We start from the raw sequence: 14,988 nt of genomic DNA, 5'->3' as shown, positions 1-14,988 counted from the left end.
CTTACTCCACAAAACGGCCTTTGATGGCAAACAAACCTTGTGGACGCTTTTGGATAAACAAAATCACAAGAACCAAGAGAATAATTTTTGCTAAAACCGCACCTAAACCAATTTCCAGCACCGTTCCACTGATGCCCAGTCCGAGTGCTGCAAGTACGGCACCCCACACTTGACCAACACCACCGACAACGACGACAAGGAAGGCATCAATAATGTAATTCTGACCGAGATCAGGCCCGACATTACCCACTTGTGCCAAGGCACAGCCTGCTAAACCTGCCAAGCCAGAACCGAGGCCAAAAGCCATCATGTCAATACGCGCAGATCGAATGCCAACAGCACGCGCCATTTGACGGTTTTGCGTGACCGCACGAACAAATAAACCAAAGCGGGTTTTATTGAGTAAGAACACCAATAGCAATAACACAGCAACGGTAAACGCAATAATGGCAATACGGTTATATGGCAGCATCAGGCTTGGCGTAACCGCAATCCCGCCACTCAACCAGCTCACATTAGAGACTTCGACATTCTGTGCACCAAAGACCATGCGTACCAATTGCATCAGAATTAGACTCACCCCAAAAGTAGCGAGTAAGGTTTCTAATTGACGACCATATAACGGACGAATGACGGTGCGCTCAATCAACATCCCAATCAAGGCACTGACCAGAAAAGCAGCAGGAATCGCAGCCACCAAATACCAATCTACCAGTCCAGCAAAATAGGTTTTAAAGAAGCTTTGCATCACATAAGTGGTATAGGCACCGATCATGATGAGTTCGCCATGCGCCATATTAATCACGCCAAGCAGACCATAAGTGATTGCGAGTCCTAGCGCAGCAAGTAATAAAATGCTGGCAGTACTTAAACCTGAAAATACATGACCCGACCATTCACTGATTTGCAAACGGGTTTTAATTTTATTTTGTGCATCCAGCAGAGCTGCCTTCAATGCAGGATTGGTTTGGGGCTGCTCTAAAGTCTGCGTGATGAGCGCGAATACATCAGGACGATTTGAATCTGCCAATATTCTCACGGCTTCAAGCTTGGTGAACTCATCGGCACTGTTAAAATCCAACCGCGCTTTAAGTTGCGCCAACCGTGCTTTGACCTGATCATTTTTTTCATGCAGGTAGAGTTGTTTGATGGTGGCCAAATCTAACTCGGCCAAATTATTTTCTAAGATATCGACAGCGGCTAATCGCTGTGATGCATCATTGGAGCTGAGTTTAGCTTTGGCTTGCCCAAAATTCAGTGCCTTACGTAAAGTATTGACCAAAGTCACTTGGGATAAATCCGCAGGCCATTGCTCCAGTGCTTGCTGTGCAGGGTAGCTGAATAGTTTGTCATCATTTTTCAGCAAATAGGTATTGCCCGCACTATCGGTATACAGCTCATTGTCATCGATATACGCCACCAATTGATCCAATTGTTCAATACTGGCAGGCCATTGATTGAGCATGGCACGACGTGTGGCAAAATCAGCTTTTACGAAAGTTTGAATGGCATCTTGAGAAGCTGTAGACGTCACGGTTGCTGTGGATGTGGCCTCTGCCCATGCTGGACTAAACATCAGTTGTGCCATGATGCAGAGTAGTGCCAAAACATAGTGTTTCGCCATAGAACTCCCCTTATTTTGTGGTTTAAATTGATCAAACAAAAAACAGAATGAAAAGCCTGCTGCTGAAACAACAGGCTGAAGAAAAATTATTTAGGAATATATGGACTCCAAGGTTCCGCCTTGATGGTTTGCGGTGTTTTGTAGACCACATCAAATTGGCCATCACCACGGATTTGCCCAATCATCACTGGCTTATGCAAGTGGTGATTGGTTTCATCCATTTTGAGCGTGTAGCCAGATGGTGCAGCAAAGGTTTGACCTGCCATGGCATCACGAACTTTATCCACCTCAGTAGACCCTGCTTTTTCAACGGCTTGCTTCCACATATTGATGCCCACATAAGTCGCTTCCATTGGATCATTGGTCACCACTTTGTCAGCATTTGGCAGTTTGTATTCGACCGCATATTGTTTGAATTTATTCACAAACTCGGTGTTTTTAGGATTCTTCACCGACATGAAATAGTTCCATGACGCTAAATGACCGACCAAGGGTTTGGTATCTATACCACGCAACTCTTCCTCACCCACCGAGAAGGCCATGACTGGAATATCAGATGCCTTAATGCCTTGGTTGCCCAATTCACGATAGAACGGTACGTTAGAATCACCATTGATGGTCGAGATCACCGCAGTCTTTTTACCAGCAGAGAATTTTTTAATATTGGAAACAATGGTTTGATAATTGCTATGACCAAATGGCGTATATTCCTCCATGATGTCAGCATCAGCGATGCCTTTAGACTTCAAGAAGGCACGAAGAATTTTATTGGTGGTCCGTGGATAGACATAGTCCGTTCCAAGCAACACAAAGCGCTCAGCTTTACCACCTTCATCACCCATCAAATATTCAACCGCAGGAATCGCTTGTTGGTTGGGTGCAGCACCGGTATAGAAGATGTTTTTAGATTGCTCTTGGCCTTCATATTGCACCGGATAGAACAACAAGCCATTTAGTTCTTCGACCACAGGTAGAACAGATTTACGCGAAACAGATGTCCAGCAGCCAAAAATAACCGCTACTTTATCTTGGGTAATCAACTGACGTGCTTTTTCTGCAAACAGCGGCCAATCCGAAGCAGGATCGACAATCACAGGTTCTAATTTTTTACCCAATACCCCGCCATTGGCATTAATTTCATTGATAGTCATCAAGGCCGTGTCTTTCAGCGATGTTTCAGAAATCGCCATGGTGCCTGAAAGTGAATGCAGAATTCCGACTTTAATGGTGTCACCACTTGTTGCAGGTGCAGTCTTGGCTTCTGTTTTTGTTTGTTCTGTTTTTTCCGCTGGCTTTGAACAACCGACCAGACCGATCCCCATCATGGCTGCCATCAGTACAGACATCGACATCAATTTATTTTGCATCTTGTTTCTCCACCCATCGATATTGTGATTTTTACTGGGTGGAGTTATTCAATTTCTGTGCCAACACAACAAGCTATTGTTTTTAATTGATTTAAATAAAATTTAGGTCTTGATTATTAAATCTTGTATACAACATTGCATACAAAAAATACGTCCTGACCTAAAATGATGCAAATGTGTTCATTTCAGATAGACACACTTTGAGCAAAGAAAAAGCCAAGCTGACGCTTGGCTTTAATTCAATCAGGATATAAGGAACTTAAACGGTAATATCCGCTAAATTGCCTTTTTGCTCTAGCCAATGTTTACGATCAGCTGAACGCTTCTTCGCCAGCAATTTATCCAATAAACCTGCGGTTAAATGCGCATCATCCAAGTCTAATTGCACCAAACGACGTGTATTCGGATCCATCGTAGTTTCACGCAACTGACTGGCGTTCATCTCACCCAGCCCTTTGAATCGTGTGATTTGCGGGTTCTTATTGCCCTTCACCTTTTTCAAAATGCTTTCAAGCTCATCATCATCCAGTGCGTAATACACGTCTTTACCGATATCAATACGATAAAGCGGTGGCATAGCTACGAACAGATGACCTTCTTCAACTAAGGCTGGAAAATGTTTCACAAATAGTGCACATAACAAAGTCGCAATATGTAAACCATCCGAGTCCGCATCGGCCAAAATACAGACTTTACCGTAGCGTAATTCAGACAAATCATCACTGCCTGGGTCGACACCAATCGCAATGGCAATGTCATGTACTTCTTGTGAAGCCAATACTTCATCTGAAGATACTTCCCACGTATTTAAGATTTTTCCGCGAATCGGCATAATCGCTTGGAAATTCTTGTCGCGTGCTTGCTTGGCACTTCCCCCAGCAGAATCCCCTTCGACAATAAATAATTCACTGTCTTCACGGGTTAGACCGACACAATCGGCTAATTTGCCAGGTAATGCTGGACCTGCCACGATCTTCTTACGTTCTACTTTTTTCGCAGCTTTGAGACGACGTCCTGCTTTGGCAATTGCCATCTCAGCCAGCTGTGTCGCAATTTCAGCATGTTGGTTTAACCATAATGCAAAAGCATCTTTAGCAATATTCAACACGATATTAGAGGCTTCACGGCTTGATAACCGTTCTTTGGTTTGTCCTGAGAATTGAGGTTCTTGGAATTTCAGCGATAGAATGAAATTTACGCCATCCCAAACATCTTCCGCAGAAAGCTTTACATTACGTGGCAATAAGCTACGTAACTCACAGAACTCACGCAGTGCTTCGGTCACACCTGAACGTAAACCATTCACATGCGTTCCGCCTTGGGCGGTTGGAATCAGGTTGACATAACTTTCCTGAATCTGCTCGCCACCTTCAACATTCCAGCAAATCGCAAATTCACATGCCGCTCGGTCTGCTTGCCCACTGCTCACGAAAGCAGGATCAGGTAGAATTTCTCGGTCTTGCAGTTCATCCATCAAATAGTCGACTAGACCATTTTCAAACTGCCATTCAATTTTTTCGTTATTAATTTTATCTAGATAAATAATTTTTAAACCCGCAGCTAAAACAGCCTTGGCTTTTAAATTATGTTTGAGGGCTTTAAGCGCAAATTTAGGGCTATCAAAATATTTGGTTTCAGGCCAGAAACGAACGGTAGTCCCTGTAGCACGCTTTGCTACCTTTCCTTCCAAAACCGACAATGGCGCAACGGGCTCACCTTGTTCAAAGGCCATTTGATAAAGATTACCTTGACGCTGTACTGCCACTTCAACTCGGGTCGATAACGCATTGACGACTGAAATCCCAACCCCGTGCAAACCACCTGAGAACTGATAGTTATCGGTACTGAATTTGCCACCAGCATGTAGTTTGGTCAAAATAATTTCGATACCACTTTGCCCATATTCAGGGTGAATATCGACAGGCATCCCTCGCCCATTATCTTCGACTGACAACGAACCATCTTCATATACGGTGACACAAATTTGATTGGCGTGACCCGCAAGTGCTTCATCGACTGCATTATCAATGACTTCCTGTGCCAAATGGTTTGGCCGCGAGGTATCGGTATACATGCCTGGTCGACGGCGGACAGGATCTAAACCAGAAAGAACTTCAAGGGATTGTGCCGTGTATTGTGTCACTTGTTCTGACTTCCTTATTGGATAGCTGCCGATAAAAATTCGAGAATTAAAGGTAATTTTTCTTCAAAATCATCCATTGCATGATTACCATCTGCGTCAGTTAAAATCAATGATGATGGATGAACTGCACTATAATAGCGTTGAGCTTCGCGATAATCCAAGACTTCGTCGCCTTGTTGCAAAAGCACTAGAATTTTATCAGCATGATTGAGCTTCGTGTCAGCAATCGATTGTAATTGCTGCAATTGATCGGCATCAAGTGTCCATGATTCCGTGACTTTGAGCGGGATTTGCTCAATCCCGAATAAATCTTCGAATAACCGCCATGGTTGCATAGCAGGATTGATCAGTACAGCTGGACAAGCATATTTCGCGACAAGATACGTCGTATAAAAGCCACCTAAACTGCTCCCCACCAAAACAACATGATCATGTTGAAAATTTTCGATAAGCTGAGAAAGTTGTATAAGGACTTGATCGGGCGTACGATTTAAATCGGGTAAATGCACCTGAATATGATCATACTGTGCACAATATTGTTGCAACTGTTGCCCCTTTATTGACATCGGGCTGCTTCGAAAACCGTGTAAGTAGATAATTTGCATACGCACCAAAATAGGCAATGACTTGACATAAAGTGAAATAAATCACATTATTTTGATTAATAGTTAAACAAATAACAATATAAATTACATTTAAGCTCGATATTGTCGGACATAAAAAACGATACTGTACTCCGTTCATCAGTATTCTAAAAAAATTACGTATGAAAGACATAAGATGTAAGAGTTTGTTGTAGTTTATCTAAACAATATTCAGAAAAATCACTTCAAACCTTCGGTATATATCAAGGATGGGGAAATCAATATGCCAAGTTTAACGCCTCTGCATGAAACGTATTGTAAGTGGGATCGCACGCCACCGAGTCAGGCAGATGTTTTGGAAGGTTTGGCACAACTCGTCAGTACCAGCTTAAGTGGGGTACACGAATTGGTGCAAGTGGTACAAACAGAGGTGTTAAGGACAACGCTCGGTTTAAGTGCACAAAAAGCCAAACAATTACAAAAGCACCCGCAACTGCAAAAGTTCTATCAGTTTTCTTATGTCGCGCTACAGAAGTACGGCAGCCATTTTCTTGCGCCGAATTTGCGCCGCATTATTGAGAAATTTCCCGTCTTACATGACAAACCACTCACACCCACATTGCATTTCGTGGTGGGCGCGCTAAATGGGATCTTTGGTGATTTCTTTTTAAAGCAACACAATCCTATGGCCTTGCCAATGGTGCTTTATGATCACTATGGGTCATTACAACAAGGTGAACTCACAGGTCGTGTAGTGATTCTTGCGCATGGTTTATGTATGAATCATCTGACGTGGTCAAATCATCGTTATGGCGGGATTGGTGAGCGTCTGCTTGCGCAACGTGATAACAACACCATGTTGTATCTGAATTACAACACAGGGCGCCGAATCTCAGCCAATGGCCGTAGTTTTGCCAATACCCTAGAAGATTTGGTGCAACGCAATCCGCGGATCACCAGTATCGATCTGATCGGACACAGTATGGGTGGCCTGGTTTCTCGAAGCGCACTGTTCTATGGCAAACAAAATCTGTATCAATGGGTACATATGGTCGAAAATCTGGTGTGTATTGGTTCGCCACATCATGGTGCAGTGCTCGAACGCTTTGGTTTTGTATTGCAGGACAAACTCGGTGGATTTCCGTTTATCAACCTGCTTGGTCAATTGGTGAATGTTCGCAGTAACGGCATACTCGATCTACGCTATGGTAGTGTTCGTGATGATGACTGGGAACATAATGATGCACGTATTGGCTTCGCCGATGACAATCGTAAACCAGCTCCTCTGCCATCACATATCAATACCTTTCTGATTGCAGGAACTTTAGAGTTTGAAAAGTTACGCAATAAAGCACTTTCTGTGATTGGGGATTATCTAGTCAGTGTGAAAAGTGCTTTAGGCGAACACCAGAATCCACGTTTCCAACTGAAGTTACCTGATACGCATAAAGCGGTTTTCTATGGTCTCAATCACTTTGAAATTCAGTATCACTCGAGTGTCGCTGAGCAGATCACCCGCTGGTTGTATCCAGATGCGGGAGAGAAAGTTGAGGCAGGTGTACAAACGCATCTGATCAATGTCCCGAACAATTATACCTTTGATGATTTAGAAGGTATTGTTGAAACCTAAAATAAGTAAGCTCAGCTAAGTTCTAGCTGAGCTTTTTCAATTTATGAAAGCCTTTATTTAACAAAGTCACCTTGTTCATTTAGTTTCAGTTTTAAATCTTTCCCATTTTCTTTATATAAAATCTCATATTTTTGATTAATTACAATATTTTTAGATGCGTCTAAGGTAATGCTCTTAACTAAGCCTAATTTATTCACTGAGCTAAGATGTATTTCTGGACGTCCACTCTCGCTTGAAGAAGCTGAGGCGATGAATAGAACACCATCACTTGTTTGTGGAAAAACAACGGAATCGCCATAACTTGGGTTAATAAAGTTATAAACTTTGATTAGACGAACACTATCAATCAAATTGATTGAGCCGCAGTTCATTCTTTGTGCCGATAAAATACAGTTAAGATGTGCATTTGAGTTATAAGGAAGAGAAGTGATCAGGAAGCCATCATCATTTTTTAACTTTACAGGATTTGACGAGCCTTTTTTTATTTGGCTTTGATAGAAAATTTCATGTTTCTTTTCCGGCGCATTGCTACAGGAAGAAGCTAAGAGACTTAGGCTGACCAAACCTAGAATATAGGTATATTTTTTATAACAATAAGGCATCATCATTCCTTTCATAATCATTTTAAAAACTAAAAATCCATATATTTTAATTAATAATTTTTATCTAACCATTTTTTGATTTCAGCTATAGTCTTATAATTATAATGGACTCTACCTTCAACTTTACCATCAAAACCTTCTGCATTAGCACCCAAAATATTTGTTATATTTTTCAAAATCATACTATTAGGTAATCTCATTTGATAAAGGTTTACTTGATACATCCTACCTTCCATTTGGGGAGTACAACAATAAGATGCCGAATTAAGTGTAATCAACAACGGTGGCTTTTTTGTCTTTGCCTTATAAACACTAACAGCTAAAAGCTCAGGACTTTCTTTAGCAGCAAAATCAGAATACTCTCCAACAAATACTTTATTTTTTGGGCTTCCAATATAACTTTTTAAGTATAAACCACTATCAGACTCACAGGTATAATTATAAAATTTGTAATCATTTTTCTTTAAAATACTTAAATCTATGACTTCTTGTATATGACATTGATCTTTTGCAAGTACATTCGGAGAATATACTAATGATGAAACAATGAAGAGCATAATAAGAGGATTTTCTTTCATCTTAGTTCAACTCCAATATTCCTAGTCATAAACCTTCTTTCTTTAGCTCTTCTTTTATTATATTTATAGTTGTAAATTTGAACCGCTCAACTTCTCCATCTTCCCATTTTCCAACCTGCCCCTGTCGAACACCTTTCAATGACGTCTTATCTTCTTTTATCTGAATTTTTTTATTTTTATTTGCATATAAATCAGCTATATAAATTTCATAATTTTTCCCTTTAAATTCAGCTAATGATTTACCATAAATATCCTTTGATGTTATTACAACTATAATTTTTTTTGCACCGTCTAGAGATGTATATCCACCAACGGCCTCTATAATAGGATAAAAACTCCCATCTTGTAAAAATTTATGAATAGTGATTGGCCGTGCTTCTTTTTGAGTATCAATAAATGAAATTTTAATACTATTTAGACCATCTTTTGGACTATTAGAATGGGCATATATAATTTTTCCAATAATATTACCAATCTTGATTGGTGTGGGCGTAAAATCACACTCATTATAGCTATAACAAGATGTATATAAAATTTCTGCATTATTTGGTTCAGAGCCGTATGATACATTGCTCAAAAATAAAAGTGATAAAAACATGAGGGATAAAGAAAAACTTCTCATTGGCTATCTCTTACGCTGAGTAATTTATTTAATGAAATTACTATTTATAACCATATATTTATCAACTCTATATCTAAGATTTTGAGAGTCTGCAAAAATTTAAACACAATCATACTAAATGTAAAAAAATTATAAGCAATTAACACCTTTTAAAACCAATTCATGCTCTCTAAAAAAATTAGTTTTTTTATTATTTTTTTTATTTACATAAGTGGCCTTATAAATCAAATAACCTTGTGACATAAATGTATAATTACCAGTTATTTTATTACCAAAAACCTCATTCATAACTCTATAAACTTCAGGCTTAGCAGCCTCTCCCATATCAACATCATAGGTTTTTATAGGTTTAGATAGTTTTATATCTTTAAGATATGGGTAATATTGAACTTTAGCAATATTTGGATAGCTTGCAGGAACTAATAAAACTATTTTCTGACTGCTATTTACTAAACAAAAAAAATCATTATTTGCATACGTTGATATCGTTAATAATCCCAGACACATACCTAAATAGATTCTCATAGTTCTTTCACTCTTCTTGAAGCAAGATTTTTAGCACTATCAATAGAGTAACCATACCGTTTTCTACCTATTTTTTGTTTATTTTTGTATTCATATCCAAATGGGAAGTCTTTCCCTTCAACTAATTCAAGAAACCGTTTATATCCTTTTTTAGCCTCATTTGGATCCTTTGTCTTGCCCTCCTTATTTCCTTGAGGATCGTTCCAGAGTCCCCAACCAAAACACTCGCCAACTTTATTTCTATAAATATAACTGTCATTAAAATCAGTATAATTATCTAGTGTATTTTTAATGGTACTCTCTAAATTTTGACATTCTTTTATATTAAATGCCGAAACAGCTTTTTTATAATACTTTTCTCTTTCATTAAAACCATTATATCCACCATTAATTAGAGCACATGTTGTAATAAGATCATTCTTTAAAGCATGAGGTGTTAAGTTTCCAGCTTTGGAATGATGCCAATACCACACAGCTGAACCAACAGCATGCTGCCGATCTTTAGCAATTTTGTGTTTATTTTCATCAAGAAAGTTCTCCTTCACTGCATTACCATACCCTTCATAGTTCTTTTTATATGTAAGTTGCATTAAACCTCGACCTTTATAGCCATCATACACAGAACTTTCTGATTTCCCTCCCAGCCCTTCCTCCATTAATGAATAACCTGCAGTTTCATGTAACGTGTGAGCTATAAAATGTGCTTTTTCTAAACAATTATTCATCTCAAGTTTTTTAAACTGTTCATTTAAGTCTTTTAAAAAACTTAATGCTTTTGATGTATTGATTATTTTTTTAAACTCCTCAATAGTGATATCTCGGTTACAAGTACATAATTCACTTTCTATTACCCTATTAATCTCTGGATCATTAGGTGCCGTAGTCCCTTTAGTTACATCCACATCCAGATATAACTCAGCAGGATTATTTTTAATTCGTGTCGCCATGTACGGCTGTGGTTTCAATGGTTTGCCATCAGGTTTATACACAGTAAATTCAAGTTTTTGCCCTACCATGCTTTGTAGAGCTAACTTCCCATTGGAGATGCTATACAACTGCTTGTTGTCACTCTCTACGATTAACATTTCTACATTGGTTTTTTCTACAATGTAGTCGCTTCCATCTCGATCTAAGATTTTAATCATCGACTGACTTAAAAATTTTGCATAAGGTTCATCTAATTTAATCAGAATCGGTTGTGAACCTCCGCTACCAGAGTTTATTGAACTTTTTAAAACAAATTGATCATTCGATGTCAGCACCAAAACTTCGATATCTCGATGAGGTGAAGACTTCACCTCAACAATCCCCTGATCATCAGTGAGTTTATCTGGTGAATTGCCTTTACCTTTCGGTCTAGATTGGACAGGAAAATTCTTCATAATTTTCCCTTGACTATCCACCACCTTAAAAAAGGTACTCACAATCCCTTTCGTAGATGTAGGCTGTTTGATCTGTTGATATTCATCAATGGTTTTAGGCAGTTGGACTTTTATAGGATTTTCTTCTGATGAAGATGCCGAAGAATTTATAGTTTTAAATACGCTATATTCTTTTTGATTAGGCGGTTTTGCGAGTATCTCCACTGTTCTATTGGGTGAAGCCTGAAATACAAATAAGCCTTTAGAATCAGTCTTTTGAGTATTGGCTTTAGAAGAACCTTGATATCTAGACTGAACATCCAAATTACTAAAATGGTTTCCTGATTTATCATAGAATTTAGCTGTAATGGTAACTAAATTGCTCATTGCTCAGAATCCTCTTCCGTATACACCTCATCACTTTCTTCATCCAAAAGTGCCTCTTCTAACAGTTCATCAATATTTTCACTGTCAGGTACATCCTGCTTTAGCCATGGAATATCCGAATTAAAAATGAGTGCGGTAAAGTCTGTTGCTTGCGGTGTATGGAACCTTAATGAACTAATCTTATTTTCAGAATCAAGTTGATCCTTTTTTGTTTTTATTAAGCGATTACTCTTCTGATCTATAACAAAAATCTCTTTTTTTCCTTCAGATTTTAGATGCCAGTTATAGTTAATCTGATGGCTAAACAATGCTTTTACAGTCGGCAGACTTATTTTAGGGACAACAACATTCGCCCCACCTTGAAACACATGCTGCCCTGCCTTCACCTCAAACTTGCCCCCTGTGGTCGGAAAGATACCAGAGCCATTGAGCTTGAGTTGTGAATTGCCTGCAGTAAATAAAATTTCTTTCGGGCTGGTGATATAAATCGTATCTTCAGTCGAAGTAATCTGAATGTTGCCCTTTGCAAGTAAATCAATTCCATCGGAATGGGTCTGTACTTCAAATTTTCCTTTCGCTGCAACCTGCTTCATTCCACGTTGTGCGGCAAATAAGCTGATTCTATTCTGAGCATGGATAATCAAATTTTGTTGCGTACTAAAATTGACACTATCACCCGCAAACTGATTAATTTGTCCGTCCGCAGAAATCTGAATATCTTCATTACTGCTTAGACCAATACCGTTGGGTGAGCAGAGTAAAAGCATCGCCTTATTAAATTTAGCTATCTTTTCTTCAATCTGTGCAGCGAATTCTTTTAATTGTTCTAATGATTCAATTTCATCGCTCTGCTGATGTTGAGCAACTTTACTGAGTGCCTTGGCATTATTTTGATTAGCTTGTAACTGTTGCTTAGCCGCCTGTGCATCAAGCTGTTCTCCTTTCGCCTGATCCTGCTTTTGACTACTAACAAGCAAGCCTTTTCCTGCCCGCACTGCGCCCCAAGCATCGGTTCTCAGCTCAAAGCCTTCACCACGGCCCTGACTGGTTTCCTGTTCTTTCGGATGGCTTAAGATACCTAAATTCAGCTGTGTTGCGGCATGACTACTTTGTAACTGGGTACTGATTTGTCCTGTCGTATCATCAAAGCGTAACTGGTTAAAACCATTGCCATTAACTTCCTGACTGCGTATACCACTCAGTTTTTTGGTATCTGGGAGTTGTCCTTTGACATCAAACTTGGTGGGTGCACGTTGTGCTTCATGGATTCGCCCTAGCACAAGAGGGCGGTCAATATTGCCATCAAAAAAGTCGATGACCACCACCTCACCAATCCGTGGCAAGAAACGTGCGCCATAGCCTTCTCCTGCCCAAGGTGTGAGGACATCAACCCATGCGGAGTCGGTGTCATTGTCATTGCTACCTGCACCACCATCATGCCCATGATCATCACTACGGGTAAACAGAAAGCGCACCTTGATCCGTCCCCATTCATCTACATAAATGGTTTCCCCTTCAGGCCCAACCACTTTGGCGCGTTGCGGGTAAGCAATTGGACGATGCAGCTCTGGATCATATTCAGGGGTGATTTTGATCTGACGGCGGCTCAAAGTAAGTTCATTACGCTGACGCTCCGGGTCGTCATAGCCACGTTGATCCCAATGACTCTGACTTAACAGCTGACTCAGCTGTTGCTGTAGATCTTTTGGTAAATTATTTTGATTATAGAAATGCTTGGCAATAATCAGGAACTCTTGATCAGCCCCTTCATGCTGATCAATTTCAGGATGTTCCCTCAGATTAAACCAATAACCGACTTGGCTATCCCGCACCGTACTATAAGCTTTAAAATATTTGGCTTGACTGGCATACATGTCATTGAATTGCTGATTCAGTTTTTCTAACTGACGATTTCCAGAAGCCGATGCTTGGTCTTCACCCTTTAAGTCTTGCATCCATGCAGGACTGATATGCCATGCCTGCTCAAGACCTAAACTGGCAGAGTCGAAACCGTCCGAATGGTTATGGCTGGTGACGACTGAACCTAGGCCTTCCTCTTGTGCCAAGGTGTCGGGCTGCCAGCGTTGTAGATGCACCGCTGTGGGTTGCAGGCTTCGCACCGCCACAAAACCAGTAATGCTATCGTGAAATTCTGTCGCACTACTGCTGTGATAACGCATGCTACGTCGAGCCAGAGCCTGATACTGGCTATTATCATCAATTAATCTTAGCTTCTGAGCTTTTATAGGCGTACTCGAATGCGGTACAAAAAGTTCAGCTTCATCAATCAGCCAACTGATGCCTTCACTCCGCCATAAACGTGTCAAAAAAGCATAGTCAGATTCATTATGACCCATTACAAAGGGCCGTATATCATAATTCTGGCTTAAACCATTCAGATCCAGACTCAAACTTGCCGCAAAAAGTGGGCTTCTTTGCTGCCATTCCTTAAATAAAACTTCAGTGATTTCCAGGATGCTTTTATTCATAAACACACGGCTATTACGGCGTTTATGCCATAAATGAGTCGCATCTTTGAACGTCAGCTTATACAGAGTTAATGCGCCATCGCTTTGCCCATAACTGGCCTCAGTCACAATCCCCGTGGTGCGAAACAGTTGCCCTGAATCGGTGACCTGATCAACCGCAACCTGAGCCCCAATAAATTGTTTGAGAGGAATCTGGGCATTGGTCGACAGGCAGATGAGCTCAGCTTCCAAACCCACATTGAGTTGATGCTGACCTTGTATGCGTTGTAAGAAAATTTGCTTATTCAGTAATTCATTAGAAAATTGTACGTGGATAATACGTTTTTGTGCATTTAGCCCTATTTTTTCTAATACATTAAATATATTAAAAAGCATTTTTATAATCATTAAATAAAGGGATCGATTGCACTTTATATAAAAATAAATTTAACTGTCTATAATAATCGGTCTATTATTATAAAATTGTCCTATTATGTTTATTATTTTAAATTTTAATAAATAAAAACCCGAAATATAAATCCATATTTCGGGTTTCAACAGTTAACTCAAAAACTATTCTTTTATTTTTGAGTAAGGTTATAATTTCTAAAAAGTTGCCATAAGCAAATCAGCAAAATTAAACTGAAATAAAGCAAAGACCAAACAGGTAACGACTGACCTAAAAAAGTCCAATCCACAACCGCACACTCACCAGAACCCGAAAGCACTTCTTGCAGCACGGTTTTCATCGGTAATGCATCGACCAAATAATCTAAACCAGGTCCACAGCTTGGGACTTTATCTGGTGGTAAACTTTGCAACCAGACATGACGTGCCGCCACACCAACGGACCAGCCAATCGATAAAGTCGCCAACAAGGCATAAAAACGTTTAAATGCACTAGAAACTGGGTTATGGATAAATGCAATGAGCGCAATAAGCCCCATTCCAATTAAGCCCAAGCGTTGGAAAATACACAATGGACAAGGATCTAAACCTTGCACATGCTCTAAATACAACGCAAATGAGATACCAATGATGCTGGTCAGTACCAGTAATGCACTAACTAAGCGGTAATTCCATCGCATGGGAAGTCC

The 14,988-nt window shown here is 39.8% G+C and carries 12 protein-coding genes; 1 reads left to right on the top strand and 11 read right to left on the bottom strand.

Going from position 1 to position 14,988, the window contains the following annotated elements; all coding sequences use genetic code 11:
* Nucleotide 1: 1 nt before the first annotated feature.
* The 4 genes from urtB to MMO42_RS05595 form a co-directional block, all read right to left on the bottom strand.
* On the bottom strand, nt 2-1,624 hold the full coding sequence (gene urtB / locus MMO42_RS05610) for an urea ABC transporter permease subunit UrtB (protein ID WP_241319665.1): 1,623 nt from the start codon (nt 1,622-1,624) through the stop codon (nt 2-4).
* A gap of 86 nt (nt 1,625-1,710) precedes the next feature.
* On the bottom strand, nt 1,711-2,991 hold the full coding sequence (gene urtA, locus MMO42_RS05605) for an urea ABC transporter substrate-binding protein (protein ID WP_241319664.1): 1,281 nt from the start codon (nt 2,989-2,991) through the stop codon (nt 1,711-1,713).
* A gap of 259 nt (nt 2,992-3,250) precedes the next feature.
* Nucleotides 3,251-5,134: a DNA topoisomerase IV subunit B gene (gene parE, locus MMO42_RS05600; protein WP_005297610.1), complete on the bottom strand. Its 1,884-nt coding sequence runs from the start codon at nt 5,132-5,134 to the stop codon at nt 3,251-3,253.
* Between the two features lie 14 nt (nt 5,135-5,148).
* Nucleotides 5,149-5,739: a YqiA/YcfP family alpha/beta fold hydrolase gene (locus MMO42_RS05595; protein ID WP_032877725.1), complete on the bottom strand. Its 591-nt coding sequence runs from the start codon at nt 5,737-5,739 to the stop codon at nt 5,149-5,151.
* Nucleotides 5,740-6,001: 262 nt separating this feature from the next.
* Between MMO42_RS05595 and MMO42_RS05590 the strand changes: the two genes are divergently transcribed.
* On the top strand, nt 6,002-7,348 hold the full coding sequence (locus MMO42_RS05590; RefSeq protein WP_005297614.1) for a hypothetical protein: 1,347 nt from the start codon (nt 6,002-6,004) through the stop codon (nt 7,346-7,348).
* 53 nt (nt 7,349-7,401) lie between these two features.
* On the opposite strand, the gene MMO42_RS05585 is transcribed toward MMO42_RS05590, so the two are convergent.
* The 7 genes from MMO42_RS05585 to MMO42_RS05555 form a co-directional block, all read right to left on the bottom strand.
* Nucleotides 7,402-7,950, bottom strand: a complete 549-nt coding sequence (locus MMO42_RS05585; RefSeq protein WP_241319915.1) for a hypothetical protein — start codon at nt 7,948-7,950, stop codon at nt 7,402-7,404.
* Nucleotides 7,951-8,000: 50 nt separating this feature from the next.
* Nucleotides 8,001-8,528 carry a hypothetical protein gene (locus MMO42_RS05580; RefSeq protein WP_241319663.1) on the bottom strand — a complete coding sequence of 176 codons (528 nt, stop codon included), beginning with the start codon at nt 8,526-8,528 and terminating at the stop codon, nt 8,001-8,003.
* A gap of 25 nt (nt 8,529-8,553) precedes the next feature.
* Nucleotides 8,554-9,150: a hypothetical protein gene (locus MMO42_RS05575; protein ID WP_241319662.1), complete on the bottom strand. Its 597-nt coding sequence runs from the start codon at nt 9,148-9,150 to the stop codon at nt 8,554-8,556.
* Nucleotides 9,151-9,279: 129 nt separating this feature from the next.
* A complete protein-coding gene (locus MMO42_RS05570) occupies nt 9,280-9,675 on the bottom strand; it encodes a hypothetical protein (protein ID WP_241319661.1) in 396 nt (131 codons plus the stop codon).
* Nucleotides 9,672-11,423 (bottom strand): glycoside hydrolase family 19 protein, encoded by a 1,752-nt coding sequence (locus tag MMO42_RS05565; protein ID WP_241319660.1) that lies wholly within the window; start codon nt 11,421-11,423, stop codon nt 9,672-9,674. Before MMO42_RS05565 ends, MMO42_RS05570 begins: the two co-directional genes overlap by 4 nt.
* Complete coding sequence (locus MMO42_RS05560; protein WP_241319659.1) at nt 11,420-14,287, bottom strand: type VI secretion system Vgr family protein; 2,868 nt, start codon at nt 14,285-14,287, stop codon at nt 11,420-11,422. The genes MMO42_RS05565 and MMO42_RS05560 overlap by 4 nt, the downstream gene beginning before the upstream one ends.
* Nucleotides 14,288-14,472: 185 nt before the next feature.
* On the bottom strand, nt 14,473-14,979 hold the full coding sequence (locus MMO42_RS05555; RefSeq protein WP_241319658.1) for a disulfide bond formation protein B: 507 nt from the start codon (nt 14,977-14,979) through the stop codon (nt 14,473-14,475).
* Nucleotides 14,980-14,988 lie beyond the last annotated feature (9 nt).

Source organism: Acinetobacter sp. ANC 3882 (assembly GCF_022549545.1).
In the GTDB taxonomy this organism is placed as follows: domain Bacteria; phylum Pseudomonadota; class Gammaproteobacteria; order Pseudomonadales; family Moraxellaceae; genus Acinetobacter.
The sequence above is the reverse complement of the archived record's forward strand: the minus strand, read 5'-3'. Positions and strand labels throughout refer to the sequence as shown.

Bases quoted from the DNA above. Each gene is read 5' to 3' on its own strand.
- urtB (WP_241319665.1), bottom strand. From the start codon at position 1,624: ATGGCGAAACACTATGTTTTGGCACTACTCTGCATCATGGCACAACTG.
- urtA (WP_241319664.1), bottom strand. From the start codon at position 2,991: ATGCAAAATAAATTGATGTCGATGTCTGTACTGATGGCAGCCATGATG.
- MMO42_RS05595 (WP_032877725.1), bottom strand. From the start codon at position 5,739: ATGCAAATTATCTACTTACACGGTTTTCGAAGCAGCCCGATGTCAATA.
- MMO42_RS05590 (WP_005297614.1), top strand. From the start codon at position 6,002: ATGCCAAGTTTAACGCCTCTGCATGAAACGTATTGTAAGTGGGATCGC.
- MMO42_RS05585 (WP_241319915.1), bottom strand. From the start codon at position 7,950: ATGCCTTATTGTTATAAAAAATATACCTATATTCTAGGTTTGGTCAGC.
- MMO42_RS05580 (WP_241319663.1), bottom strand. From the start codon at position 8,528: ATGAAAGAAAATCCTCTTATTATGCTCTTCATTGTTTCATCATTAGTA.
- MMO42_RS05575 (WP_241319662.1), bottom strand. From the start codon at position 9,150: ATGAGAAGTTTTTCTTTATCCCTCATGTTTTTATCACTTTTATTTTTG.
- MMO42_RS05570 (WP_241319661.1), bottom strand. From the start codon at position 9,675: ATGAGAATCTATTTAGGTATGTGTCTGGGATTATTAACGATATCAACG.
- MMO42_RS05565 (WP_241319660.1), bottom strand. From the start codon at position 11,423: ATGAGCAATTTAGTTACCATTACAGCTAAATTCTATGATAAATCAGGA.
- MMO42_RS05560 (WP_241319659.1), bottom strand. From the start codon at position 14,287: ATGCTTTTTAATATATTTAATGTATTAGAAAAAATAGGGCTAAATGCA.
- MMO42_RS05555 (WP_241319658.1), bottom strand. From the start codon at position 14,979: ATGCGATGGAATTACCGCTTAGTTAGTGCATTACTGGTACTGACCAGC.